Origin of the sequence: Maridesulfovibrio sp., from assembly GCF_965230075.1 — a bacterium.
Taxonomy (GTDB): domain Bacteria; phylum Desulfobacterota; class Desulfovibrionia; order Desulfovibrionales; family Desulfovibrionaceae; genus Maridesulfovibrio.
Genome location: NZ_OZ245945.1, coordinates 820516 through 846794, shown reverse-complemented (window position 1 = coordinate 846794; position 26279 = coordinate 820516). Strand labels below are relative to the sequence as shown.

26 protein-coding genes, 1 tRNA gene and 1 riboswitch are annotated in these 26279 nt (G+C 45.5%); of the genes, 18 read left to right on the top strand and 9 right to left on the bottom strand.

The window, feature by feature from the left end; all coding sequences use genetic code 11:
- Window positions 1–76 precede the first annotated feature (76 nt).
- From ACO05Z_RS03720 to ACO05Z_RS03705, 4 genes are all read right to left on the bottom strand, one after another.
- Window positions 77–1255: a hypothetical protein gene (locus ACO05Z_RS03720; protein WP_421900629.1), complete on the bottom strand. Its 1179-nt coding sequence runs from the start codon at window positions 1253–1255 to the stop codon at window positions 77–79.
- Window positions 1256–1459: 204 nt separating this feature from the next.
- The gene (locus ACO05Z_RS03715; RefSeq protein WP_421900627.1) at window positions 1460–1777 is read right to left on the bottom strand and encodes a VOC family protein; all 318 of its coding nucleotides are present in this window, start codon (window positions 1775–1777) and stop codon (window positions 1460–1462) included.
- A gap of 77 nt (window positions 1778–1854) precedes the next feature.
- Window positions 1855–3141, bottom strand: coding sequence for a caspase family protein (locus ACO05Z_RS03710; protein ID WP_421900625.1), 1287 nt, complete (start codon window positions 3139–3141; stop codon window positions 1855–1857).
- A 386-nt stretch (window positions 3142–3527) separates the two neighbouring features.
- The gene (locus ACO05Z_RS03705) at window positions 3528–3764 is read right to left on the bottom strand and encodes a hypothetical protein (RefSeq protein ID WP_421900623.1); all 237 of its coding nucleotides are present in this window, start codon (window positions 3762–3764) and stop codon (window positions 3528–3530) included.
- A 656-nt stretch (window positions 3765–4420) separates the two neighbouring features.
- On the opposite strand from ACO05Z_RS03705, the gene ACO05Z_RS03700 reads away from it, so the two are divergent.
- The 4 genes from ACO05Z_RS03700 (at window position 4421) to ACO05Z_RS03685 (ending at window position 7174) form a co-directional block, all read left to right on the top strand.
- Complete coding sequence (locus tag ACO05Z_RS03700) at window positions 4421–5503, top strand: hypothetical protein (protein ID WP_421900621.1); 1083 nt, start codon at window positions 4421–4423, stop codon at window positions 5501–5503.
- A complete protein-coding gene (locus ACO05Z_RS03695; protein ID WP_421900619.1) occupies window positions 5503–5766 on the top strand; it encodes a hypothetical protein in 264 nt (87 codons plus the stop codon). The genes ACO05Z_RS03700 and ACO05Z_RS03695 overlap by 1 nt, the downstream gene beginning before the upstream one ends.
- A gap of 267 nt (window positions 5767–6033) precedes the next feature.
- Window positions 6034–6243 carry a rubredoxin gene (locus ACO05Z_RS03690; protein WP_421900617.1) on the top strand — a complete coding sequence of 70 codons (210 nt, stop codon included), beginning with the start codon at window positions 6034–6036 and terminating at the stop codon, window positions 6241–6243.
- Between the two features lie 268 nt (window positions 6244–6511).
- Window positions 6512–7174, top strand: a complete 663-nt coding sequence (locus ACO05Z_RS03685; RefSeq protein WP_421900615.1) for a YaaA family protein — start codon at window positions 6512–6514, stop codon at window positions 7172–7174.
- A 63-nt stretch (window positions 7175–7237) separates the two neighbouring features.
- Here ACO05Z_RS03685 and ACO05Z_RS03680 read toward each other — a convergent pair whose 3' ends face one another.
- The 3 genes from ACO05Z_RS03680 to ACO05Z_RS03670 are packed head-to-tail and all read right to left on the bottom strand — an operon-like array spanning window position 7238 to window position 11509.
- The gene (locus ACO05Z_RS03680; RefSeq protein ID WP_421900613.1) at window positions 7238–9880 is read right to left on the bottom strand and encodes a hypothetical protein; all 2643 of its coding nucleotides are present in this window, start codon (window positions 9878–9880) and stop codon (window positions 7238–7240) included.
- Window positions 9881–9900: 20 nt separating this feature from the next.
- Complete coding sequence (locus tag ACO05Z_RS03675; RefSeq protein ID WP_421900611.1) at window positions 9901–11289, bottom strand: hypothetical protein; 1389 nt, start codon at window positions 11287–11289, stop codon at window positions 9901–9903.
- A 4-nt stretch (window positions 11290–11293) separates the two neighbouring features.
- Complete coding sequence (locus ACO05Z_RS03670) at window positions 11294–11509, bottom strand: hypothetical protein (protein ID WP_421900609.1); 216 nt, start codon at window positions 11507–11509, stop codon at window positions 11294–11296.
- A 627-nt stretch (window positions 11510–12136) separates the two neighbouring features.
- On the opposite strand from ACO05Z_RS03670, the gene ACO05Z_RS03665 reads away from it, so the two are divergent.
- On the top strand, window positions 12137–13255 hold the full coding sequence (locus ACO05Z_RS03665) for a hypothetical protein (protein ID WP_421900607.1): 1119 nt from the start codon (window positions 12137–12139) through the stop codon (window positions 13253–13255).
- Between the two features lie 16 nt (window positions 13256–13271).
- On the opposite strand, the gene ACO05Z_RS03660 is transcribed toward ACO05Z_RS03665, so the two are convergent.
- Window positions 13272–13347: transfer RNA gene (locus ACO05Z_RS03660), tRNA-Ala, on the bottom strand.
- A gap of 250 nt (window positions 13348–13597) precedes the next feature.
- On the opposite strand from ACO05Z_RS03660, the gene ACO05Z_RS03655 reads away from it, so the two are divergent.
- The 3 genes from ACO05Z_RS03655 to ACO05Z_RS03645 are packed head-to-tail and all read left to right on the top strand — an operon-like array spanning window position 13598 to window position 17022.
- The gene (locus tag ACO05Z_RS03655; protein WP_421900605.1) at window positions 13598–14590 is read left to right on the top strand and encodes an ABC transporter permease; all 993 of its coding nucleotides are present in this window, start codon (window positions 13598–13600) and stop codon (window positions 14588–14590) included.
- Window positions 14590–15435, top strand: a complete 846-nt coding sequence (locus ACO05Z_RS03650) for an ABC transporter permease (RefSeq protein WP_421900603.1) — start codon at window positions 14590–14592, stop codon at window positions 15433–15435. Before ACO05Z_RS03655 ends, ACO05Z_RS03650 begins: the two co-directional genes overlap by 1 nt.
- A 27-nt stretch (window positions 15436–15462) precedes the next feature.
- Window positions 15463–17022, top strand: coding sequence for a DNA repair protein RecN (locus ACO05Z_RS03645; protein WP_421900601.1), 1560 nt, complete (start codon window positions 15463–15465; stop codon window positions 17020–17022).
- Between the two features lie 5 nt (window positions 17023–17027).
- On the opposite strand, the gene ACO05Z_RS03640 is transcribed toward ACO05Z_RS03645, so the two are convergent.
- Window positions 17028–17642: a hypothetical protein gene (locus ACO05Z_RS03640; RefSeq protein WP_421900599.1), complete on the bottom strand. Its 615-nt coding sequence runs from the start codon at window positions 17640–17642 to the stop codon at window positions 17028–17030.
- Between the two features lie 189 nt (window positions 17643–17831).
- Window positions 17832–17932, top strand: a riboswitch (SAM riboswitch).
- Between the two features lie 270 nt (window positions 17933–18202).
- Between ACO05Z_RS03640 and ACO05Z_RS03635 the strand changes: the two genes are divergently transcribed.
- The 10 genes from ACO05Z_RS03635 (at window position 18203) to rpmA (ending at window position 26199) form a co-directional block, all read left to right on the top strand.
- On the top strand, window positions 18203–18475 hold the full coding sequence (locus ACO05Z_RS03635) for a hypothetical protein (protein WP_421900597.1): 273 nt from the start codon (window positions 18203–18205) through the stop codon (window positions 18473–18475).
- A gap of 127 nt (window positions 18476–18602) precedes the next feature.
- On the top strand, window positions 18603–19193 hold the full coding sequence (locus ACO05Z_RS03630) for a hypothetical protein (RefSeq protein WP_421900595.1): 591 nt from the start codon (window positions 18603–18605) through the stop codon (window positions 19191–19193).
- 13 nt (window positions 19194–19206) lie between these two features.
- Window positions 19207–19725 carry a nitroreductase family protein gene (locus ACO05Z_RS03625; RefSeq protein WP_421900593.1) on the top strand — a complete coding sequence of 173 codons (519 nt, stop codon included), beginning with the start codon at window positions 19207–19209 and terminating at the stop codon, window positions 19723–19725.
- Window positions 19725–20351 (top strand): MBL fold metallo-hydrolase, encoded by a 627-nt coding sequence (locus tag ACO05Z_RS03620; RefSeq protein WP_421900591.1) that lies wholly within the window; start codon window positions 19725–19727, stop codon window positions 20349–20351. The genes ACO05Z_RS03625 and ACO05Z_RS03620 overlap by 1 nt, the downstream gene beginning before the upstream one ends.
- A gap of 257 nt (window positions 20352–20608) precedes the next feature.
- A complete protein-coding gene (locus tag ACO05Z_RS03615) occupies window positions 20609–21214 on the top strand; it encodes a flavodoxin family protein (protein WP_421900589.1) in 606 nt (201 codons plus the stop codon).
- Window positions 21207–21590: a response regulator gene (locus tag ACO05Z_RS03610; RefSeq protein WP_421900587.1), complete on the top strand. Its 384-nt coding sequence runs from the start codon at window positions 21207–21209 to the stop codon at window positions 21588–21590. Before ACO05Z_RS03615 ends, ACO05Z_RS03610 begins: the two co-directional genes overlap by 8 nt.
- Window positions 21591–21731: 141 nt before the next feature.
- Complete coding sequence (locus tag ACO05Z_RS03605) at window positions 21732–22337, top strand: ComF family protein (protein WP_421900585.1); 606 nt, start codon at window positions 21732–21734, stop codon at window positions 22335–22337.
- Window positions 22338–22407: 70 nt separating this feature from the next.
- Window positions 22408–25515: a DUF5714 domain-containing protein gene (locus tag ACO05Z_RS03600; RefSeq protein ID WP_421900583.1), complete on the top strand. Its 3108-nt coding sequence runs from the start codon at window positions 22408–22410 to the stop codon at window positions 25513–25515.
- A gap of 69 nt (window positions 25516–25584) precedes the next feature.
- Window positions 25585–25896 carry a 50S ribosomal protein L21 gene (gene rplU, locus ACO05Z_RS03595; RefSeq protein ID WP_015850739.1) on the top strand — a complete coding sequence of 104 codons (312 nt, stop codon included), beginning with the start codon at window positions 25585–25587 and terminating at the stop codon, window positions 25894–25896.
- A 33-nt stretch (window positions 25897–25929) separates the two neighbouring features.
- On the top strand, window positions 25930–26199 hold the full coding sequence (gene rpmA / locus ACO05Z_RS03590) for a 50S ribosomal protein L27 (protein WP_421900580.1): 270 nt from the start codon (window positions 25930–25932) through the stop codon (window positions 26197–26199).
- Window positions 26200–26279: the final 80 nt, after the last annotated feature.

Here is a 26279-nt window from a genome sequence, read left to right as displayed (position 1 = left end):
AAACAAAAAAGGACTCACGATTTTGTCGTGAGTCCTTAAAATATTGACTGTAATTCGCCATAAGCCAAGAAACTATCTAACCTCCGACAGCGTCAGTAACCTTCTCGGCAACCTGTTTCAAAATGAAAAATGCCTGAGCAAAATAGACAAGTATGGCACCAACCAAAACTTTTACATCAAAGGGCCACATATTTATCGAATACATAACCTTATGGACGCTAGACAGTTTCTCAAATACCTCAGTTTGTTTAACCAGCTCATCATCTGAAGCACCAGTCAACCCTGAATCCAAATCATCCAAAACAGAAGAAATTTTTGAATCCAACCTAGCCAGTTTATACCTGCGGTACTTATATACAGCCTGTATCGACTTATACAATGGATACACAGCAATCATCGGTATACACAGCACACCAAGCAAAGCAATCAGCCATGTAAAGACCTGATCCTCAATCCCCAAATACCCAAAACGGAGAGCAACAAATACAGCTCCAGCCAAACAAATTGCAAATCCCCAGAAATAGACAACAATCACCCCAAGAGGCTCCAATCCATTACATCCATCCTCATGAAACGGACGTAATGAGATATCTATTTCCATTATGCGGCCTAACATCAGAGAAGATATTGCTATATGTAAAACATAATATACTCCAAAGAAAACCATCCATTGAATAATGAAAGAAAACAGCAGCCCAGCAACTCCGTAGTGGTGATTGCCCCACCAATTAACAGTCGTAAACTCTTTATATAAATCAACAAAGAAGAAAAGAGACAACACAGAAAAGAAAGCAGGAATCATGTAAAAAGCACTTTTCTTCTGCAACAAATTAAACCATCTAACTTTGCTGCGAAAAAGAGAAAATTGATCACTGAAAATTTCATCGCTAACCATCTTGTTCAGCGCAGGATTAACATTCTTAACAATCAAACAAGCAAACATTGCCCCTAAAGAAATACATATCGTAAATAAATGGTGAGAAGTATCTTTGACATATGTAAGACCTCCATCACCAAGAGCGCCTTTAGGACATTTAAAAGAAGCTGAGACATCAAAAAAAACAGGCAGATACTTCTGTATCTTGTTCCCCATAGATTCAGATATAAAGGTGCCTTCACACATTGTCGAAATCATTGGAACACACCAATAAGCAACAACACCCAAAACTAGGACCATCCAAGGCTTAACAATATCAGACTTAAGAATTTCACCAAAAAGGGCCGGGCCGTCCCAATATTTTTTATTTTCAGACATATCTCAACTAACTGAACACACAATTAAATATAAACCAAACAATACACCCACTCATAACCTGTTTGTGAATACTCAAAACATATCAGCGTAGTCAATAGAGTGTAAATATTGTATTTAATATCCGTAGACTTGTTTCTCTCCCCAAAAAAAAAGGACTCACGATTTAAATCGTGAGTCCTTAAAGATATAAATACTTAAATTATCCTAACGTACTTGATACTCCATTAATTCTACAGGAGCGCCATTCACTTCAATGAATGCAACTACCAACCCTTCGCTTGGCGAATTGGGTTCTATGATAACCTTTTTGCCCTCAAGTTCCTTAGCCAAGTCTTCAACTTCAAAGGCAACATGAGGAAAATTCTTTACCAAATCTGGATATTGAGCACCTTCCCAAAAACGCATCCACTGTATGCCATATGGATTATTCTCATGATCAGAAACAGTCATTTTTAAATGAGGCAAATCTATCTCACCTTCAAACCGCTCGGTTGTCGGAATACCTAAATGATTGAATTTCATTTTATACTACACTCACTCTATAGCTACCCAAACAAGCTACTCTCAAATGTTTGATGAATGAAAACCACCATGAGCAACTACTCGTAATCAGACGGCGCTTCCAAAAAATAAAAACGATCAACCAGCGAGGAAGACTCCCACGGCACCTGTCCGCCCCCGGTTTCCTGCACTACACCCTTCCGAGTATAAAAAAAGACGTCACTAATATCGAGCCCAGGCTGCATCAGGAATTGAAGCAGATGTTTCGTATAAACGCCGTTGCGGCCACTACCGTCCGCAGCTACGGACCCCGGAGCGGTGGAATAGGCTACAATAGACCCGGTAGGCGCGTCCATGCGTGCCAACCCCCGCTGCGCCGAACGAAAGCTGCGGGCAAAGGGGTTGTTTCGGCAGGCATCGAGGATGACAATGTTAAGTGCATTGCCCGCGTCCTCCATCTTGCCGAGGATACGCCCTGCATCCAGACATTCGTAACGGACATCGGATTCGGACTTTATGGTCGCATCTACGGGGATAAGATAATTCCTGCCGCCAACCTGCATGCCATGCCCTGCGTAATAGAAAAGGCCCACGCCGCCCTTTTGCAAACTGGAGTAGAATCGGTCCACGGCCTGCTCCATGTCGCGCAGTCTGGCGTTTTTAACCAGAATGACATTGAATCCCAATCGGCGCAGAGCGTTCCCCACATCCTTGGCATCATTCGCCGGGTTCTTCAACGGGGCATTCCTATACGCGCTATTGCCGATAACCAGAGCATGCCTTTCTCCCTTTACGGCAACCGAAGCAGGTAGGGGCGCTACCGCCGCAACCGGAGCAGTGATATCTTCAAGGGTAACTGCCAGCTTCCGGGACGCGCCCAACTCGTTGTTCAGTGCTTGAAGAGCCTTTCCCGCGGCCTCTCTGAAACCAACCGATTTAGCCGGATAGGGGACTGTGCCCAGACCATTCCCCTCGATTTCAACAAGAACACGGCGCTCCCAGTCTACAAAAGAACCTTTAAGGTCTACCGAGCTTTGTTCGCCTGACATACTCCCTAAACTCACTTGCATGTCAAAGACCATAACCACGTCCAAGCCCAGAATTCTGGCCTGATCCAGAGAGTCGACCTTGACCACTTCCCCGAACGACCGGGAAAGGATTTTCTGAAGATTATCCGGCGCGTAGTCTAAATCCAGATCCTCCATAGCCCCGGTATTGGAAAAAACACCCATATTCATAGCTTCGCGATACTTACCGATGAACTCCTGAGACTTCTGGACATTTCCGGAATAAAGCAATCCCAAGCGAACATCGTCAAACACACGGGGCGCGACCTGCTTGGTGTTAAGCTCAGCCAGCGGGTCCTGATACTGCGGAGGGGGCATAATGCAAGCGGCAAGAACTGCAAGAAGAACGAAAGGAAAAATACGGAGATGCAACTGACAAATTGGCCTAATCTTATATGCAAGCGCTTTCCCAAAGATTCGAAGACTACACATCACTCTCCTCCTATATTACTTTTAATTTAGCAATAAGGGTTGGGAGTGGCAAGGGGAGGGCATACACAGGTACTGCATCACTTAGCTGTATGCAGGCATGCAGAGGGAGTACAAATACGCTTGGTATCGGACATAAAAAGACCATTTAGCGTAGTGCTAAATGGTCTTTTTATTGAAATTTTTGATAGTAAAGCTGAAACAAAATTGAACTTCTGGCCTCTTGGATGCCATTACGACTGCCCACTCTTCCACGCTGGAAAAATCAGCATAGATTAAAGGTACTGCCATACTTTGCCGATATTTTTATCCATAACAGCAACAGCACAAAGATCAGTAAAAGCGACTTCGACAACCTCAGCCCGAAACCTATCCTCGTCCTGCTTTGTATTAAAAGCATCCATTATCGCAATAGACTCACTTTGGGTGCGTGAGACTGGAGAACTACCGTCTTGAGTCCGGGGATGATAGCCTATGTAAATACTTTTTGTCTTTTCCTGTTCTATGCTCATTTCAAGTCCTCATTGATTTGCGGTTCCTCTGTGTTCGATTCTGAAAGCACAATATATCTTAAAAGACATATTAACAAATAAAAAAGACAGCAGACGTCGGGCGGCAGCTGCCCAACCCATTTTGATTAATCATTCTTATTGTATGCATAAAAATTATTAACTTGTCTAATCCAATAAATTTAGACAATACCCAGAAGTAACGACTATTTACTGCAAATTGAGGTTTGAAATCTTGTCATCAATCAAAGCCAGACTCCTTCAAACAGCAGACAGAATGAAGGGCATTACTTCGAACAGAATGTGCGCTCAGATTACAAATAAATATTCTGGATATAAAATTTCATCCACTAGGGTAATTTGAAGGATATTTACAAACTCTTGGTGGTCACAGGATGCATTATCAACTTCCTTCCAAAGACGATAGAACACTAGACCCCATCTTCCAGATTCCTCCACTAAAATAGACACCCCCGGCTTTTGGGGCAGCCGCGCTTGAGGGCAGACAAACCAGCCCTTTTAACAAGCCTGCTCGCTCGGCAACAGATATCGCCGAGCGAGCAGCCCCTTTATATGAGTTTGACTCTCTGTCCACTGCTGAGAAGGTAGAGATCAAGGCGTAAATTTACGGTTAACTTTTAATGAATAAGGAGACGATTATGGGGCAAGCAATTGCGCTCAACCCGGCAGCCGTCGCGGCAAAACACAAACTGGTCGGCAGTTTTAAAAAAAAGGGCATCATTATCGCCCTGTTTTCGGGATTCCTATACAGCTTTTACACTTCCTTTATGACCTTGGGCATGTCCAATGGCATCTGGCTGGAATGGTATGGAGAGAACTCCGGCTTGTCCACTTTTGCAGTCACGTACCTTCTCGGCGCCCTCTGTGCAGCAAGCACAGACACATGCAGCGCCTTCTGGGCCATCGGCATCACAGGTGCGAAAGGAAAATTAGCTGACTTCTTCCGCTGCATTAAAACCAAGCCTGGTCTGGTCATGGTTGTCGCAGCACTTATCGGCGGACCGCTGGCAAGCACTTCTTATGTTGTCGGCCTACAAATGGCAGGTTCACTTGTAGTCCCTATCGCGGCACTCTGTCCGGTCATTGGTGCAATACTCGGACGCATTCTTTTTAAGCAGGAACTCAATGCCCGCATGGTGCTAGGCATCGCCATCTGTTTCAGTGCAAGCTTAATGATCGGCTCCACCAGCCTCGGTGATGGCGGCGGTTCCAATATACTGTTAGGCCTGTTCTTCGGTTTCCTCGCAGCGCTCTTCTGGGGTATTGAAGGTTGTGTATGTGGATACGGAACATCCATGATTGACCCTGAAATTGGTATTACCATCCGTCAGGTCACCTCCGGTTTCTCCAACCTGTTCATTCTCGTACCCATCTTCGGCCTGATCGCCCATGTTGATTCTTTCGGCATGGCTGTGCAGTCTCTCACTGACAGTGAAGCTGTCATCTGGTTTGTTCTGGCAGGTCTTTCCGCATACCTTACCTATATGTACTGGTATAAGGGAAACTCCATGTGCGGAGCTGCGCTTGGTATGTCATGTAACGGAACCTTTTCCTTCTGGGGCCCTTTCGGCAACTGGATTATCCTCGGCGTTATCATGAACATGAAAGGCTGGGATATGCCCGCCATCGCATGGATAGCAGCAGTAATCATGGTTATCGGTATCTTCATCATCGCCATGAACCCCATGGACCTGTTCAAAAATAATGAGGAGGCAGCATAATGTACCCCCTAAACTACGCAATACTGAAACACTTCACCAAAGTAGACGAAGCTTGTGCAGAGGACGTAATGGAAGCCCTTGCAGACCAATACAGCAGCTTCAAGGCATTCAAGAAACCAGCCATCATCAATGCTTTGATGACCGCAGAAGCAAACGGCCTGCTCGAAGAATCCCGCTCTGATCTCGACTCCAACCAGCAGCTTCGGGTTTTCTACCGGGCACATGCGGAAGGCGCCGCAACGATCAATAAATACATTAAATAAGACATCACAAACAAAGGCTTACGATTTTCATCGTAAGCCTTTAAAATATCTGGTGGAGCTGCGGAGGATTAAACTCCTTACTTCCTGAATACCATAACGCCCCGATCTACCCCCGTTAAATTTCCATCTAAATTATATTCCAGCCACAATTACCAATCATACACTACTCTTTACCGAAAAGCATACCCACAAGGTTCGATTTGTGTTAACCTGAAAACAACATAACTCACTTAAACCTATAACATATTGTCATTGAAGGAGGAAATCATGGCTGATCCCAAAGATATGTACCAATGTCAGGTAAGCAACTGCGGTTACATTTACGACCCCGACAAAGGTGAGCCGAAAACCGACACCGCTCCCGGAACTGCTTTCGCAGACCTTCCTGACGACTGGAAATGTCCTCATTGCGGGTCTTCTAAAAAAACTTTCCGGCCACTGGCTGGTCCCGGTTCAACTCTTGCTGAAGGCACTTAAGCCGCAAGCTTAATAACTAAATCTCTATTTATTCTAAAAAAAGAGGTTACATCTTTCGATGTAACCTCTTAACTTTCTGATGGAGTAGAATTGAACTCATGATCTCTTGAATACCATGCGGGAGGTCACCCTAATCTTTCCGTCTAGCTTCATAGCAAAGCAGAGGACTCTAACTTTTATTTTGCATAAATAAATTGTATGTGACGGATTGGGTCTTTTTATAGATAAATGCCATTTTTTGTAATCAATTCAAACTGTAAGGCTATTTATGAAAACTATTATTTTACTTCCACCTTCCGAGGGTAAAGCCGATGGAGGAGACAATAAACCTTTGAAGTCAGTATCAGGTATTACTGCTGACTTAATTGAAGCGATTAAAGAAGCTGACCCCCAAAAGTTATATGGACTTAAGGAAAAGGCTCTCGAGAAAGCAATTACTGTAAATAAGGAACTCTTAAGCTCAAAAACAATGCCTGCAATTGAACGGTATACAGGTGTTGTTTATGACGCCATCGATTATCAAACTTTGGAAAATAAATCTGAATTTGATGAAAAAGTATTAATTGTATCCGGGTTATTTGGCCTTGTTAGCCCAACTGACTTGATCCCTAATTATCGTTTAAAGATTGATAAATTAAAAGCTGCCAAGTCATGGCTGAATTCAAATTCAGAGCAATTAAAAGATAAATTTGTTATTGATTTATTACCACAAGCACATAAGAAAGCTGTGAAATATGAGAATGGAATTGCGGTTGAATTTGTCCTGAAAAAGGCAGAAAAAAAGATGCCGGCAGGTCACCAGGGAAAGCACATTAAAGGTCGATTTGTCAGATGGCTTATCGAAAATAACATCACTGACCCAAAACATTTTAAAGATTTTACGGAAAAGGGCTATACGTGGACTGGTGAAGTTTTCTTAAAGGAAGTTTAATCAATGGCAGAAATTGAATAAATCTGACCTGACACAGGAAACACATCAAGAAATACTATGATTTTAACAGTCATTTAATGGAGATAACCGAACCTCATATTGCCCTGTTTGATAATAATGCAGAGCGGGATCGACCCCGTGTTCAAAGATGTCAGTGTTTTCCGTTACATATTTGGTTGTATTAAAGTTCGGATTAGGGCTTAAATTCAACCCGATAGAATGGTGCATATAATGCTGAAACGGGTGCATACCATCAAGAATATCCGCGTATTCTTTGACGTACCATTTCAGATCAAAATTAATGCATGGTATCAGCGATGTTACATTTCTCGCTAAAGCTTTCTGGGAATCTTCTGTTAACTGCTCAAATCCATTAATAGAAATATTATTTCTAATTAGTAATAACCCCAAATGATACAATAAGGAGCTTGAATTATTCACTCTCAGGGCACCGACATATACATTCAGAGCATCAGACACACGTCCTACTCTCTCCAATACCGTTGCCAAGCGTATATATGTTCCCGTAGACTTTTCATCACTATTGATGATTGCCTGTGCTATTCGTATAGAAGTAGCAAAATCTTTGTTTGTCGTACAAAACATAAAGGCTTCAATTAACAAAACTACTACTATTCGACGATATATTGGTGTGCTTGAGTCTTGCACAGCGTTTATTAAAACATCAACTTCATGTGCCTTTTCTTTTGAAAAATCTAACACCTTGCGTTTGGCAACACCCACAGATACTGATTTTTGTGTATCCGGCGATAATGACTCAATTAACTCGAGAGTTTCTTTTATGGTATGAGTTTTACTGTATATCTGTATGCTTCGTCCACATCTGGTGTAATTATGAAAATGCGGGATGGTATCCTGATGTTTTTGCAAGAAGTAGAAAAAACCGACGACATCTTCGTTAGCCAATTTTATATCAAAAAGTAAATTGAGAACAACATTATCTGTGCAATCCATATTAAAGGCTTCCATGACATATTTCTCAGCTTTACTAGATTCACTCCTCGCATTATATTTAATTGCTGTAGCAATACGCACTTTACTATTCCTTGGAAATTTTTTGCATAAATCCACCAAGTATTTCAAACTCACATCATGCTTATTTTCACTGTCATATTTTGAGACTAATTCAAGATGCAGAGATATATTATTAGGGTCTTTCTCTATTTTATCAATGTAATAATCAACATCTCTACTAGCAAAAGCTGGCTCCCATTCCTCGAGTGGAATACCATCCTTTACGATTACGGTTAAGCCGTACTCTGGAGTGTCTACTAATGAAATATTCGGCATCATGTTTTCTAAGTGAATCTTATCTTCACACAAGGCTGCAAATACATGATTAAAAATGCGCACATGGGACAGTATCTCCTTGTCACCCACATAATGTTTGACTGGCCAGTGGATACCTAAAAATACTGAGCTGTAGTCCTTTGCGCGTATGCCGTATCCGTGCGGGTTAGGAGATGTCTTCGAATTAGATTCATCTTCTTTGGCCTCATTGATTATTCTTGCACCGTGGTCGCCTATGGCGATGATAAGTGGAGATGAATCATTTTCCTTAATCACAGAAACCGTTTGTTCCAATTTCTTTTGGGCATGAAAGTATGATGAGGTATATTTCTTCTTGAATACATCATAAGCTTCGCCGCGTACATGACACGCCCCAAAATGAAACACTTGCACTTGCGGGGTCGTTGCAGTTTTTATTTGGTTTTCAAAAGACAAAAACCTCCCTTCAAAGTTCTCTTCATGCTCAAACAGATCAGGTGTCGACAACACTTTTCGGAAAAGTGAATTTTGAGAAAGAATAGGAGAAAACAACTTTTCCACTTTATGTCCAAATTCGGAAAACGAAACCCCTAAATTGCTAAACAGTAAAGGGAAATGGCTTTTTAAGTGCTCTGAGGAGAATATATTGATTTGATATCCATTGTTTTCAAATACCGAAAAAGCATTCGGAAGATATCCATTTTTATCAGAGATATCATGGTGAGAATGGTAAAGTAATTGAGGCCATACTAAACTTAAAAAAGAAAGTTCAGTGGTCGTTCGATTACTATACACATCTTCATAAATGGTGAAATTAGATTTTTCTAATTTAGTGTAATGCTTAGTACTGTCGATACCATACAGATCTGTTAGAATTTCCTTTGAATGATAGGACTCTAAAAACAACACATATACATTTGGCTTATGTTTGAATTTAATCTTTTTCTCATAAATACTTTTTGGCTTTCCCAGTTTGCTGCAATCGATATTCTTTATCAGGTCATAGACCGATAGAACTGTAAATAAGCCAAGAATCGCAACAAAAGGATATAGCGTAAATAGCCATGTTATTGCAGTAAAAAATAAGTATAACCCCAAAAAAATAAACCATCTTGTCTTCTTGATAGGCAACAACTCTGAAAATGATTTTTCATAAAAAAATATAAATATTGTGAGTGCAGATAAGCATGTAATAACTTCAGATAGTTCCTTTGAATAAACAGTTATTTTGCCTAAACTAGGTAAAACAACATAACTAATAAACAAAGAATAAGAAATTGCTACCAAAAGACCAATCGTTGCAATCAACAGAAAAGAATTTCTTATTTGTTTATTAGAGAATAAATTCGTATTGACTGCAGAGATAGCTATAGTTGGGGCAATAGTTGCCAGTAAGATAGACAGAAATATGCTCATTTTGAAGGTTCCAATTGTTTTTATGCAGTATGATTTACCATTTTAAAGACATGTAAGGTTCGGATACTTTCTGGTAATGTAAACACATTAATTTCCTTGAATCCGGCACTTTCAAATGCTTCATCAAATGCTTCCTTTGTGTAGTCCTCGAAAATATCATCCCGACTACTCAGCATACGCGTCACTTGGCTGTCTTCTTTAGGAATAAACTCACAGATAAGAATTCCGCCAATCTTTAGCAGTTTAGAAAAATATGAGCTTATTTTTGAGAAAGGAGCCCCCACTGTGAAAAATAGATGATGACACAAAGCTAAGGCCATAATTAAATCGGCATCACAACGCTTAGTAAAACTATTACGTTCTTTACAAGCCCACCCTAATGAAGGCGAGGGAGAGGAAAGATCAAGAATCATAGGCAAAATATTTCGAGGTCCGTTCTTTTTCAACTGATTGTAATGAGCATCAACTGCAACTGGATCAATATCCGCTGCGATAACGGTTTCAAAATACTTGGAAAGAGGCAAACTAAATCGTCCGGTATTGGCCCCAAGGTCAACAGCCAATTCTCCACGATATTCTTTCGCGACGGCCTCTACTATACACAGTTTTTCCTGCGTGCTTTTATCTGTATAATTTGTATCAGTGTAGTAATCAGCCCATTCTGTTTTTTGAAGAGGCAACTTCTGACTTTTTACTGTGCTTTCCAAAGAATCAACAATATCCAAAAGTTTTTGTTTGTTCATTACCTTAGAATCTTTCTTGTCTTTAAAGGACCTAGGATCAGCATATTTATTTTGCAACGCCGCATGGAAAATGACGTGCATTACTACACCAGGAGAAAGGTATGCTCTCCATGGAAGTAGTTTTTTGGCAATATCAAGTGGGATACCGTCAATCCATTGGCGTGAAAGCTGTGCCAATCGCAAGTCTGTCATTGATGCAAGAACCAGCGGGGCTAAAAAATGAGTGCAAAACTGACGATAAGCCTGCCATGCCTTATCCTCTTTCAAAGGTTCAAAAGACAGAAGATCAATGAATATGGGCTTCGCACCCACAAACTGCACATTATAAGCTGAAGCATCTTTCATCGTTACATTTTTTTTCAGCGCTTGTTTTTGTAACTTTAAAGTCAAAAGAGCAGCATCTTTAAGTTGAGAGAAACTCCACTCATACGGATATGAGATAAACTTTATTGGTGTCACATCTAGAGTTTTCCAACTATGATAAAGCGGACCTCCCTCATTAAAAGAGATCATATCTTCATTCTGCACAGCTTCATCCATGAATCCAGATTGGGTAATTAATTCCCAATCTTTTTTATAGCATGGCTCTATTGTGCGGATTATCTTGCTTCCGTCGGAATAGACATATCCGGATCTATCCCTAAATGAACCTGAGTCTTGTTTCATAGCACTACCTTGAAAAGAAGTTCGAGAAAGCGTCAATAATTTGCCTCTTAATTCTAGAAATAGCTGCAACTCCAGCAATTATCCATTGAACAGCTGTACTTCCTGAACCTGGATCAAGATAACCAGCATGAGCTGACTGCGGGCTAAACAGAACAGCTAACGTGAGAGCACAACAAACTAAAATTGTTAACTTCATAATCCGCTGAGTAAAAAAAGTCATGTCGACCTCCTAAGTATTTATTTCACATGTGTCGACTTGCACAATCAATGCCAAACCCTCATCCTTGATATTAACCTAACAGTTAGCATTATTTCATTTCTACAATCAAGAACTGTTATCTTCCTATCTTTACATAACCCCATAAACACTTGGATTAAAACATATTGACCTATAGTTTGAATATAAAAAACAACTATTTCATATTGAGAACAATTTACCTGTATTATAAGACAGACATAAAAAAGTAGTCTTCTTTATGGAAAGGACACCACGGGGACAAAATTCCCCAAAATAGAAAAGAAGGCTTACGCGGTTACGTGTAAGCCTTAGAAATGTCTGGTGGAGTTAAGGAGAATTGAACTCCTGCTTCTTGAATGTTATTATTAAGCCAAGATATGGTAGCAACAGTTGCAACAATGTAACTATACTATGTAACTATACTATGAGGCACGCAACTTGAATCCAAGCACACTTGATGACACGGAATTCGCCCTATTGAAACAGTCACTGTTCAACCTAAAAATCCTTCAGCTTTGATATGCTTTCAAAAAAGATATTGAATCCATTCTAAACAAAGATTGGGAGATTACGGCGATAGTCTTTTATGGTCGCTCAGGAAGTTATTTTTTGGAAAACCTTCTCGATGGTCACCATCAGTTGATTACACCGTCCCCTATGATTTGCCAGTATTTATATCCTGTTATGCAGCTTGGCTTTGAAGATCCTGAATATCCTAACGTTTGTTTTAGCAAGGACATTAAGGATATTACCGCAAGACTACTCACTTATGATCAATGCTGTGGCTGTTATTTTTCCCAGCCACGTGTCCAAGAGCTTATCGATAAGATCATTCACAAATGTGATTCTCTGTCTAGGCGGGACTTATTGCTACTGCTTATTGTAGTTATGCACATGAATGATAGCTACCTTGATTCTATTGAAGATTTGCCAAATAAAATAATTTTTCAACTACATACTCCAGGAGCTGTGGGAATAACCTCCATACTCCAAGATTTTAGGAAAATTAATTTTATCTACATGGTTCGAAAGCCTCTTGAATCTTATATCAGTCATATGTGGCATCATTTGAATGATGCATGTCATAAAAGCAGGTTAGCAGGTTTCATCTGTTTTAGCGCAGTGCCGTTCATTCCTGCTCTTCACGGGATTGCCAAGGCTGTCAGGATTGAAGAATTAAAGTCAAAGCCTACGGAAATGATGGAAAAATTAGCTCGCTTAATTGGCGTTGATTGGGATAATGTCTTACTTGTGCCGACGATTGGAGGAAGTGTCGAAGATAACATATTTAACGGGTTTGACCGCTTTGTAGCTCGACTAGGTGACATTGATATGTTGTCAAACGTTCCGCCAGAAGAATTGCCATGGTTCACTACTGAGTCAACTAGGCATGATAAAGAAGCAATGTTTTCAGCAGAGGAATCTGAAGCGATAGAAATAGCACTTAGTGCTTACTATGAAAAATGGAACTATATCCCTGAATGGATAGTGGGTCCTTTGTCAGAAGATAACAACAAGAAAGCTCTTGAAGTTTTCAAAACACAATTTTCAATGCCACCGTTGAAGCATTTGCATCCCGAGACAGATGGGAGGGATCGTTTTAAGCTGGAAAGTTCAATGCGCAGTATGTTTTGTCGGAAGCCAGATACCATTGAACTTTTTACAACAAACACAGTTTTTTTTAGCGAGCACATAATACCAAAAAAGGACTCACGATTTTCATCGTAAGTCCTTAAGAAATATCTGGTGGAGCTGAGGAGAATTGAACTCCTGGCCTCTTGAATGCCATTCAAGCGCTCTCCCAACTGAGCTACAGCCCCACTCGTGTTGGGTGAAGAAGGATTTATAAAAACCTGCCCCCGCTGTCAACTCTCTTTTTCAATTATTTTAGCATAAATGGATTTCCCTGCCTGCCAGCTTGGGGTAAGCTGGCCTTCATACTGGCCACTGTAAACAGAACAAAACATTAGTTTACTTTTTATAAACACAAACTATTGCCTCCAGCGTCGACTTGCAGTATCTTGTCCGCAGATTGACGCTGCCTAACCTGCTATTTTTAAACGAGGTACCATGCTGGACATTGCCTTAAAAATTCTTTCAAAATTCGCGTGGGTTGCCGTAGTCTTTATCGGCATCACGGTAATCAGCTTCTGGGTCATCCATCTTGCGCCCGGTTCGCCTACTGATATGGAAACCACCTTAAACCCCACCGCCACAGTCGAAACCCGCCATAGACTTGAGAAGCTGTACGGTCTGGATAAACCAATCCACGAACAATATATAAACTGGGTCACCCGTCTGGCAAAATTCGACTTCGGACTGTCTATGTCCGGTGACCGCCGTCCGGTCTGGGACCGCATTAAGGAACGGTTGCCCCTGACCTTCGGTATGAACATAGCCTCGCTTTTCCTTACATTATTGATAGCCGTCCCCATCGGCATGTACTCGGCATGGAAACAGGACGGCTGGTTTGACCGGGGCATGACAGTGCTGGTCTTTATCGGCTTTGCAGTACCGGGCTTCTGGCTGGCACTGCTGCTCATGCTCTGGCTGGGTATCTACTACCCCATCTTTCCAATCTCCGGGCTGACTTCCCTTGATTATGAGCTACTTTCTCCGTGGGGCAAAATGGTCGATCTAGCCCGCCACCTGGCCTTGCCGATCTTTATTTATACCTTCGGAAGCCTTGCCGGAATGTCCCGGTTCATGCGCTCCTCCATGCTCGAGGTGCTGCGGCAGGACTACATCACAACTGCCAAGGCTAAAGGTCTGCCCATGCACAAAGTGCTTTTCAAACACGCCCTGCGCAACGGCTTACTCCCGGTGATCACTATCCTCGGCCTGTCCATTCCCGGACTGATCGGCGGCAGTGTGATCATTGAATCCATCTTTGCCCTGCCCGGACTGGGACAGCTTTTCTACGGGGCAGTCATGGCCCGCGATTATTCGCTGATCATGGGCTCACTGGTGCTCGGAGCTATGTTGACCTTAGCCGGTAACCTGCTGGCAGATATGGCCTACGGTCTGGCTGATCCGCGTATCCGCGCCGGGGGGCAGGACTAATGGCTAATAAAAAACCGCTTACCCCACCCTCAAAACTGCAAAGATATGGATTGCTCTACCTCGGTCTTTTCCTTGTGGGCACAGTTTCACTGGCGGCAATTTTCGCCCCTCTGCTGACCCCATATGATCCCAACACCTTGAATGTAGATCATCTACTGCAAGGCCCGAGTGCCACGCACTTTTTCGGCACCGATGCGCTGGGCCGCGATGTATTTGCGCGCATGCTCTACGGCGGACGGGTTTCTCTCTGGGTCGGATTTGTTGCCGTAGGAATTTCCACAGCAATCGGGCTGGCACTGGGACTTGCTGCCGGATATTTCGGCGGGCTGGTGGATGAGATCATTATGCGCGGGGTGGACGTAATGCTCTGCTTCCCCTCATTTTTCCTGATCCTCGCGGTCATTGCCTTTCTGGAACCGGGACTGACCAATATCATGATCGTCATCGGCTTCACCTCTTGGATGGGCGTAGCAAGACTGGTGCGTGCGGAGACACTTTCCCTGCGCAAGCGCGATTTCGTACAGGCCTCACGCTTGGCCGGTGCCGGACCGATCCGCATAATGCTGACCCACATCCTGCCCAACGCCATCACCCCGGTGCTGGTCTCAGCAACCCTTGGCGTAGCCGGGGCAATCCTTGTGGAATCCTCACTCAGCTTTCTCGGACTGGGAGTTCAGCCTCCTGATCCCTCGTGGGGCAACCTGCTCATGGACGGCAAGGAAGTGCTGGAAATAGCCCCATGGCTATCCATCTTCCCCGGCATGGCTATCCTGCTGACCGTGCTCGGCTACAACCTGCTTGGCGAGGCCCTGCGCGACATCCTCGACCCCAGACTCAAACAATAAACGTTAGACCCAAAAACGGTAATAGAAATGCTGGAACTGCTCAGAATACGCGACCTCGCTCTCATCGAAGATGCTGAAATTGAGTTCTCTGCGGGCATGAACGTGCTCACAGGGGAAACCGGAGCCGGTAAATCCTTCATCCTGCGGGCCATTGACTTCCTGACTGGCCAAAAAATGCGCCCGGACATGGTGCGCCCCGGTAAGGAACAGGCTTTCGTGGAAGCCCTGTTCATCCATCCCGACGGCTCGGAATCCATTGTCCGCCGGGTGCTTTCCGCTGAAACAGGCCGCAGCCGGGTCTATGTGAATGATAAACTCAGCTCCCAGAACACCATCCGTGAAATGGGCGCATCCATGATTCTGCACACCAGCCAGCACGCCCAGCAAAAGCTGCTCCAACCAGCCTACCAATGTCGCATGCTGGATACTTTCCTTGCCGACACAACGCTCCCGGTAAAGAAAGATGAAATCCTAACCTCTCTGCGCGCTTTGTTAACCAAAAAGGAAGAGCTGAAGGCACGTTCCGCATCACTATTGGAGAAAAAAGATTTCCTCGAATTCCAGCGCACTGAAATTGAAAAGGTAGCCCCCTACCCCGGCGAGGAAGATGAGCTATTAGAAAAGAAAAATGCCTTGCGGGCACAGGAAGATGCCGGAAAATGCATTGATAACGCTATGGAGATCATGCGTGGACCGCTTGATGTTTCCGGGGGGGTTTCCGCCCTTGGTTCGGAAATGGAGCGCATCTGCGAACTCTTCCCGGACTTCGATCAAGACCGCGAGACAGTCATTGAATTCAAGCATTACTTAGATGAACTGGCCGGGAAACTGCGCGCCCAGCCCCTTGATTTTGATTCCGAAGACAACATCGACGACATTGAATCCCGGCTTTACGAGCTCTCCAAGCTCAAAAGAAAACTGGGCCGTACCCTTGATGAGATTGTGGACCTGAAAAATGAAATTCAGGAAAACCTCGACTTCTTGGATTCCTGTTCCCTTGAGCTGGCTCAGATTGAAAAGCAGGAAAAAGAACTTGTCGAACGGCTTTCCGCTGCGCTGGACAAACTGGCAACCGCCCGCGAAATTGCCGCCAAGAAGCTCACTGATCGCGTAGTTGCGGAACTGAAAGGACTCGGCTTTTCCGAACACGTTCAGGTAAAATTCGAATTCCAGCCCTATGAACTTTATCCGGGACTGAATGAAATGCGCGGTCGCCTGATGTGGATTCCCAACCCCGGTCAGGCAGCCCAGCCGCTGGACAAAATCGCATCCGGCGGCGAGCTTTCCCGTTTTCTGCTGGCAATCACCGGATTACAGGGTGAATCTGAAAAGCCGACCCTGATCTTTGACGAAGTAGACTCCGGTATCGGCGGGCACACCCTGAACCGCGTAGGCGAAAAAATGCAGGAACTCGCTGACCGCCAGCAACTCATCGTCATCACCCACTGGCCGCAGCTCGCCGCATTAGCCGAACGACATTTCCTGATCCATAAGGGTGTGGTTAATAAAGAAACTTTCACCACCTGCCGCCAGTTGAATACCATGGAAGTTGAGGCTGAATTGGCGCGGATGGCTGGGAAGGAGTAAGGGATTTAAAAATCCAAAATAAAAAACTCCAACTCCTCACGCTCAATAAGTCCGTCCATATCAAGATTCATAAAAACGACCATGTATAACGGGCCATCCTGTTTTGAGAGATGATAGCGACGCCCTTTATCCGACGGAAAAGAAAACATGGAAACAGGTATGCTGTTGTAGAACAAAGATTTTTTTGTGAGACGAAAATCTGCGTACAGATTGTGGGCAGTATTGGTAATGAACATTTCCGGTGGAGAAAAAACAGGGCCGGACAAAGCCTGCCTGCTGCTGAATACAGAACCACCATCCACAGAAGACTTAATGACAACATCATTAAAAATATCTTCATTTCTCCATAAACAGATCTGAACCCGGTCATTCTCTGATCTGATTGGAATCTCGATTTCAAAAGGTTTGGCGGCAAGTTTTACTTTTATACGGTCATATTCTTTCTTCAGAGGATCAACGGACACCATGTCCACTTTGTGCCCATCTTGGAAAAAAGAAATACCAAGCCATGGCGAATGAAAATACTCCAAAGCCTGAAACTTATTCTCCGCAGCTTCAGCACTAAAAGCCGCTACAGATATGAACATCCCCAGCAAAACGGTAAGTACCTGTTTAAACATATATACCCCGCATCTTAGATTATAATTTCAATCCATCCAATTCTCACTATAAATCAAATACATTCAATATAAACTTGATGCAAATAGAGACATGTTTTTTTTATGATCTTACCCATTCCGCAAAAAAGTTATTGACGGACTACCACCATATGAATATCTTGTAGCCACGTTCTTTGAATCGAAAATATTTACTCATGAAGAGGATGCGAGGGAAATCGGCCCGCTGACCATCCGGCAACCTGCTTCCGCAGCAAGGTGCCAATGCCTTCCCCGTACGGGACCCATGAGAGGGATTAAGACATTGAATTTCTTGAAGGCATTTCCGATTGGAGATGCCTTTTTTCGTTTCTGGAGACCCGGCCTGCTGAGTTTTTATCATTAGCCGGGGAATCCGGTGGGAGGATTTATGGATACTTGCGCTCCCACCTAAAAAACAGATGCCGCTAAAATGCCCGGATGAGGAAAGTTTTGCTCGGCACAAATACTGCTAGCAGGACATCAGGCGTCAAAAGCTTCAGGGCATTCTTTTGGAAGCAGGACGCAAACTTGGAGACAAACCAATGACCGACATAGTAAAAAAAGCTACCGGCAATTTCCACTCCGGAACAATCTGTTTCTTCTGCAGGGATAACGAAAGTGATCCTTTTCCGGCTGATTATACTGATCCGCTGGCCCTGCTGGGCGATATCAGTGAACTTCATCTGGGCAAAATCCAGAAAGAAGAACTGCGTAAAATCCTTGCCCGTGAAATCGAAGAAGACGGAGCAGAATCCGTCTGGAAAAACCGTACTTACCGTAAGAACATCATCCTGTCCTTCGGCAAGCTGGTCTAACCTCCACGGCTTCAGCCGACAGTGACCTCAAAGCCCTCCCGGATTGATTCGGGAGGGCTTTTTTCTATCCTTGCAATTCCCACCATGTCCGTTTAAAAAAAGGCAACATCACAATCCGGGGGAAAATATGAACATCAAAGGCTTCTTAAAAACAACAATCCTGCCCGCTGCCCTGCTGGCAATGACAGTTACATCCGCAGCGGCTGCGGAAAAAATATTTACCGTAATCAACCACACAGACTCCGTGATCAGGGTCTGGGGCAAGTCCAATGATTACAAATTCGGACGCATCAAGCCCAAAACCATTGCCGACTGCACCTGCAACTCACTTTATAATAAAGACTGCTTTGACAAAAAAGGCGGTAAGGCAAAGATCAAGCTGGCCCTTGAAGCCAAGAACGGCAAAGATCTTTATTCCGGCGACACCTGCACAAAACTTTATGTTGATCCCGGAACATTCATTGATGTTACCTACGACACAGATAGAAGGCACATCCGCTGCGCCATCATAGATAAGTATGAAATCAGGCAGCCCATTCCTTCATTTGAAGAAGCTGACGTCAACAAGGATGGAAAGATTGACGAACAAGAAGCCGAGGCTATCAAGCTGAAGGCCAATTTTAAGGATTTTGACGAAGACCTGAACCGGGAACTGAACCCCAAGGAATTTGACCGGGCCATCGACAAGATCAATATTTTCCGTGGTGTACCATTCTAGCACTGGAGCAAACATGACCAAGACCAATCCTGTCCTTGAAGCTATTTTTGAGCGTCGTTCCATCAGGAAATATACTGCTGAACCAATCTCAAAAGACGATCTGACCGCTATTCTGGAAGCCGGACGCTGGACACCCAGCGGGCTGAACAACCAGCCTTACCGCTTTCTGGTCATCCATGACGATGACGCACGTGTCGACCCACTCGCGGAATGCACCAAATACGGTCACATTGTTAAAGCTGCCAAAGCGCTGCTCTGCGTCTTTCTGGATAAGCAGGCCATGTACAGTGAAATGAAAGATCATCAGGGTGCAGGGGCCTGTATCCAGAACATGATGCTGGCAGCCCATTCTCTCGGACTGGGAACTGTCTGGCTTGGTGAAATTATCAACCAGCAGGATCAGGCATTGGAAGCGCTCAAGCTGCCCGCTGAACGTTATGAACTGCAAGCTGTTATCGCCCTCGGTTACCCGGACCAGCAGGGCTCTTCAAAACGAAACGAACTCTCTGAATATATGTTGGAGGATTTTTAATGGAAATCAAGATTTTTCCCCTAGGTCCCCTTGAGACCAACTGTTTTGTAATTGTTAATGAAAACAAGGCGCTGGTTATTGATCCGGGCGGCGACCCGACCCCGGTGCTTTCCTACCTGAAAAAGACCGGGGTTGAGCTTGAGCGCATCCTGAACACCCATCTGCACTTTGACCATATACTCGGCAACCGCGCACTGGCCGATGCCACCGGAAAAACCATCTACGCTTCCAACGACGACCTCGTGCTCATGGATACTCAGGTCGGACGTGGAGGTCTGATGGGGTTCCCTGAAGTCCCCCATTTTGAAACCGAACATATTGGTGAGGGTGAGACCGAGCTGATCGGGCTGGAATGTAAAATCTACTCCACTCCCGGCCATACTCCGGGAAGCCTGACCTTCCATTTCCCGGCCCTTAAAGCCGCAATTGTGGGCGACCTCATTTTCCGCCGCTCAATCGGCAGGACAGATTTCCCCTACGGCGACACTGAACAGCTGCTGAATTCCGTGAAAGAAAAGATCTTCACCCTCCCGGCTGAAACAGAACTCTTTGCCGGACACGGCCCGTCTACCAGCGTTGGCGACGAGATGAATCACAACCCCTATTTCAGCGGGGTCCATATTTAAGCGGAGGACAATATGAGCGAACCAAAAATCGTTGATGTCCGCAACAAGTGCTGAGGCGTAGGACTGGAGGTAGGTTGGTACCTCCGTTTTGCGCGGACCGATGAAATCACCGCCCTTGTAGATAAAGGCACCGTTGAGCAGCTATACCATCAACTGGAAATCCTGCCCGAATGGACCCTTGAAACCTTTGAAGAGGAAGACCACGTGCGCGCTGTTTTCCGCAGCAAAATGCCACGGGCAAAAAATAGCGGATAAGAATGAAACAACTCCCGGTAATATTCAAATGCAGCCATCACAGAAAAGGGAACAGCGACCTTGCTGCCGACCTTTTTCTCAAAGGAATCCGCTCAGCAGGCGGTGACGCCGAAATAATCACCCTCGGGGATATGGATTTCGAACATTGTATCGGCTGCCTGAAATGCCGCACCGCAGCGGACAACCGCTGTATCTTCGCAGATAAAGACGGGGCGCAGGAATTATACGAGAAGATAATTTCCGCCCCTTTCACTTTCTTTGCCTCTCCTATATACTTCTACCATCTGCCCTCACGGCTAAAGACCTTCATAGACAGGGGACAGTGGGCCTTTGAAGCCATGACAGGCAACTCTCCTGTGATGGACGGCCTTAAGTCCCGCCCTGCTTATACATGTCTTCTGGCCGGAAGACCCAAAGGTGAAAAGCTGTTTGAGGGCGCGGAACTTTCGCTCAAGTTTTTCCTCAGGTTCTTCAAGGCGGAACTCCAGCCCGCAGTAGTCTTCAGAGGAATAGACGAGCCTCAAGACTTGGGCAATGATGCTGAAAAATGTGCACTCATCACAGCATCTGGAAAAGAAGCATGGCAAAGGAATATGAATAATGGCTGAAAATTTTTTCCCCGAATTGCGAGTTCTGGTAGCTGAGGATTCAGCGCCAGTACGTCTGGTGCTCAAGACTTATCTCAGCAAACTGGGCATTGAACCGAGTTTTGCTGTAAATGGAAGTGAAGCATTGGAAATGCTGAGTGAGAACCGTTTTGATATGGCATTCATGGATGTGCATATGCCGAAAATGGACGGCCCTGAGGTCGTTGTCGAGATTCGTAAAAAAGGGATGTTAATTCCAATAATCGCCATGACTACCGGAGACAACCCGGAACTGCTTTCCAGCTGCCTGAAATGCGGTTATGACAGCATCCTGCTCAAGCCGATCATAAAAGAAGATGTTTTCCGCACAGTAAAAAAATTCCTTCCAACCGCCTAAGCAATGTTCGCCCAGCTTCTGCGATACCTATCCCCTGTTGCCGCGCTAAAAGGCCTTAAAAAAGCATTTATACAAAGACGATGTCCGGCCTGTTTACAGGTTCACGCAGACAAAGGACTGTGCAGATCATGTCTTGCCTCCATGGAAGTAAGACCGCAAAACATCTGCATGGTCTGCGGTGAGGAATTAAATTCCCCGGATGCTGACAAACGGGCCTGTATCAGTTGCCAGACAGTCCCCCGCAACTTCAGCAGGCTTTATTTTCATAGCATCCACCAAGAATTGCTGCGGGAAATGATCTTAGGCTGGAAATTCAACAATCAATACGGATACAACGCAATCTTTAGACAATTTATATCCGACCTGTGCGCAGATTTACCCGAAATCAGCCAGCCGGACCTGATTATACCGGTCCCCCTGCACCCTTCGAGATTGCGTGAACGCGGTTTCAACCAGTCCATGATCCTTGCCCGTTATGCAGCATCTGCGCTCAAGGTCGACCTTTCCGACCACGCCCTGATCCGGGCTCGCAAAACCATTCCTCAAACCAAACTCAGCGGCGCTGAACGCCGAACAAATCTACATACAGCCTTCACGGCAGCCCCATCCCTTGTGGCCGGTAAACACATCTTGCTTATGGACGATGTATACACCACTGGTTCCACTGTTGATGAATGCTCCCGGACTTTGCTTGAAGCCGGAGCTTCCCGGGTGGAAGTAATGACTCTTTCCCGGGCCTTGATCTAAAAGCCAGATATAGGTAAAATTTATTTTTTATCCAAAGTTTTCCAAATACATATTTCCAAGGAGACTGGAATTGTCCTTTAATATCGCTGAATGGACCCGGATTATTCACAACGAAACTCCTATATATCTCAGACCTGAATCCCCGGACTGGTTTGTCCCTACCCCGGAAGGTGATGCACTGCTCAACAGCATGCTGAAAAATCATGAAGCAGAGCCTTCCCCTTCGGTACTATCAATTGACGACAGAAGATTCCTCATGCGTCTGCCCGATGCGGACGCAACTGTGTATCCCGGCAGATACAAACTTCTGAAAACAGACTCCCTGCGCGAAATCTGGTTCCATATTACAGACAATTGCAACATGTCCTGTTCCCACTGCCTGTTTTCCTCTTCCCCGCAAGCCAAGCGAGAATTAGCCACAGAACGGGTGCTGGAACTGACTGCCCAAGCAGAAGAATTAGGCTGCAAAATGTTCGCCCTTACCGGAGGGGAACCGCTGGTCCATAAAGGGCTGGATAAAATCCTGACCAGCATGCTGGAAATCGAGTCCAGCCACGTGGCAGTGCTGACCAACGGTCTGGCCGTGGAAAAATTCTTTTCCAAACACAGTTATGATTTCAACCGCTTGCATTTACAGATCAGTGTAGACGGTATCGGCGAAACCCACGATAAATTGCGCGGCAAGGGTATGTTCGCAGCCCTTGAGAAATCCCTGAATTGGCTTTCTGAAGAAGGTATTCCCTTCACTCTGTCCATGTGTGTAACCAAGGACAATGTGAAAGAGATGAAAGACGTCGTTGAATTCGCCGCTAAAACCGGAGCATCCAACGTCCATTTCATGTGGTATTTCGTGCGTGGGCGCGGTGAATCCGAACAATTCGTCAAACCGGAAAAAATATACCCGCACCTGCTGGAAGCATGGGAAACCGGAGAACGTACCGGGGTTAGCATCGACAATGTTGAAGCGGTCAAAAGCATGATTTTCGCACCCTGCGGCACTTTACATGACGGTTCAACCGCCGGGTGGGAATCATTAGCTATCGGGCCGGACGGAAATCTTTACCCTTCTGCTGCAACCGTTGGAATCGAAAAGCTATCAACCTGTATTAATAATGATTTAGAGCAGGCTTGGAAGAAAAGTTCCATCCTTGAAAAGCTGCGCAAAAGTAGTGGTAAAAATCTTGAAACACCCTTCAAATTGCTCCTCGGTGGCGGTGACACTGACCACAGCTACATGCACAAGGAAAGCTTCATCGGTGATGATCCATACAGCGCTCTCTACGAAAAACTGGCCCTTGAATTGATCTCCCGCAAGGCAACTGAATCACAACAGCACGACTGTCCGCGCCTGCTGCTCAAAATGGGAGATAAGCTGGACCGCTGTTCCGGACATGGGGCAGTGGCCCTGACCCACACCAACTGTTTGCTGGCTGTGGCGGGAAACAACAGCCTCGCAGTAGTTAAGGATTTTTACACCAAGGCGGCAGATACAGCCAAGGAAGACATTCTCAATCCGGCCTGTTACGAACCGGCTCTCATGAGCCATATCCCCGAACAATACCGTTTCCGTGGTTACGGCTGCGGTTCTCCGGTTATGGATGCCGGAATTTCCGAAGGCGAACATGTGGTAGACCTTGGCAGTGGACGGGGAATCGAATGCTTCATCGCCGCCAAGCAGGTTGGGCCGAAGGGGATAGTCACCGGGGTCGATATGCTTGATCCCATGCTCGTCCATGCCCGCGAAGGACAAGCCGCAGTGGCAAAATCACTGGGCTACGACAACATGGATTTCCGCAGGGGCTACCTTGAAACCCTACCCCTTGAGGGCGACTGTGCCGACCTGCTGCTCTCCAACTGTGTACTCAACCTTTCCACTGATAAGCGGCGTACTTTTTCTGAGATGTTTCGGGTGCTCAAGCCTGGAGGCAGGCTGACCATCTCCGACGTGGTCTGCGAGACTGAACCGGGACCGGAAATCCGCAATGACGACACCCTGCACGGAGAATGCATTGCCGGGGCCCAGACCCAGAAAAACCTTTGTGGGTTGCTGGAAGAAGCGGGATTCGAATCCCTGATCATGATTAAACGCTTCCCCTACCGGACCGTGGGCGGACATCAATTCTTTTCCCTGACCTTCTCGGCCCGCAAGCCGCACGAGGGAAAAAAGGTCAAAACCGTCTACCGCGGCCCACTCAAGACCGCCATCACCCCGAGCGGAGCCATCCTCACCCCCGGAAGCGTAATCGATATTCCGGAACAGGAAGCAACCCTGCTCGGCGATCAGCTTTTTATTATAAATAATGAAGGCGCAGTGGAGAATGTATTCATCGGAGAATCCTGCTGCTGCCCGACTCCTGACTCTTTTGACAAGCCTGAACCGGACCCAAAAGAAAAGCATGCGCACGCCACTATATCCCTGAAAAACATGGAAGGATGCATGGTCTGTGGAGCGGAGTTGGAATACCTGACCGAATACCGCAAGATGACCTGTGCTTTCTGTGGGCAAGAACATGAAGCCAACGGGCATTGTACCAGCGGACACTTTGTCTGCGACAAGTGCCATAGCGAAGACGGCATGGAGGTCCTACCCCATCTGCTGAAATCAAGCACAGAGACGGATATGATCGAGCTACTCAAGAAAGCACGCAGTCATCCGGCCATTCCTATGCACGGTCCTGAACATCATGCCCTTGTTCCCGGTGTGATTACAACAGCTTACAGAAATTGCGGCGGGGGTATTGACGACAGGGTCATAGATACGGCAATATCACGCGGCGCAAAAGTTGCCGGAGGCTTCTGCGGATTCATGGGAGTCTGCGGAGCAGCCATCGGCGTAGGCGCGGCCATGAGTGCAATACTGGAAGCAACCCCGTTAACAGCGTCTGAACGCTCCATTGCCCAGAAAGGGACCCTCGCAGCCCTTAAATTGATTGCAGACATTGAAGCCGCCCGTTGCTGCCAGCGTGACTGCTGGCTGGCCCTGAAAGCCGCCGCACAAGTCTCTGAAGAGGTTCTGGGCTTGCGGTTACGGGCTGATGCGCATATACTGTGTGATCAAATGAAAAATAATAAAGAATGCATGGGACGCAATTGCCCGGTAATACGAAACAGTAAGGGCAACCATCCTCCCGTAATGCAACTTCTGGGGTCGATAACAGATTCTGAAAAAAAAGTATAAAAGCTACTTGACTTTTTCACCTAGATACGAATATCTTCCCCTCTCTTACGTGACGGAGGTAAGTTAAAAATGTATGCAATAATTGAGACTGGCGGCAAGCAGTTCCGCGTTGAAGAAGGTCTGGAACTCAATGTCCAGAAAATGGACGCTGAAGCAGGCACAAAAGTCGATCTGGATAAAATTCTTCTTATCGGTCAGGGCGAAGACGTTAAAATCGGCGCTCCTTATGTTGAAGGTGCGAAGGTTTCCTGCACTGTTGTAGAACACGGTCGTGACAAAAAGATCGTTGTTTTCAAGAAAAGACGCAGGAAAGACTCTCAGACCAAACAGGGTCATCGTCAGGACTACACCAGAATCAAAGTGGAAGCCATTCAGGCTTAAGCTTGACGACAGAACCTACTAAGGAGGCTAATAATGGCTCATAAGAAAGCGGGCGGTAGCTCGAAGAACGGTCGCGATAGTAATGCCCAACGACGTGGCGTGAAACGTTTTGGCGGTCAGGAAGTACTGGCTGGCAACATTCTCGTTCGCCAGGTTGGCAGCAAAGTCCACGCTGGTAAAAATGTTGGTACCGGCAAAGACTACACCTTGTTTGCACTGGTTGATGGTGTTGTGAAGTACGAAAAGTACATTCGCAAGAACCGCGTAAAAACCAGAGTACACATCGTACCTGCAGAAGCCTAGACATCAGGCGAAAGCTTTTTTCAGGCAGGGGTCGCATTACTTAATGCGACCCCTGCCTTTTCGCGTCTTATCTGCAATGT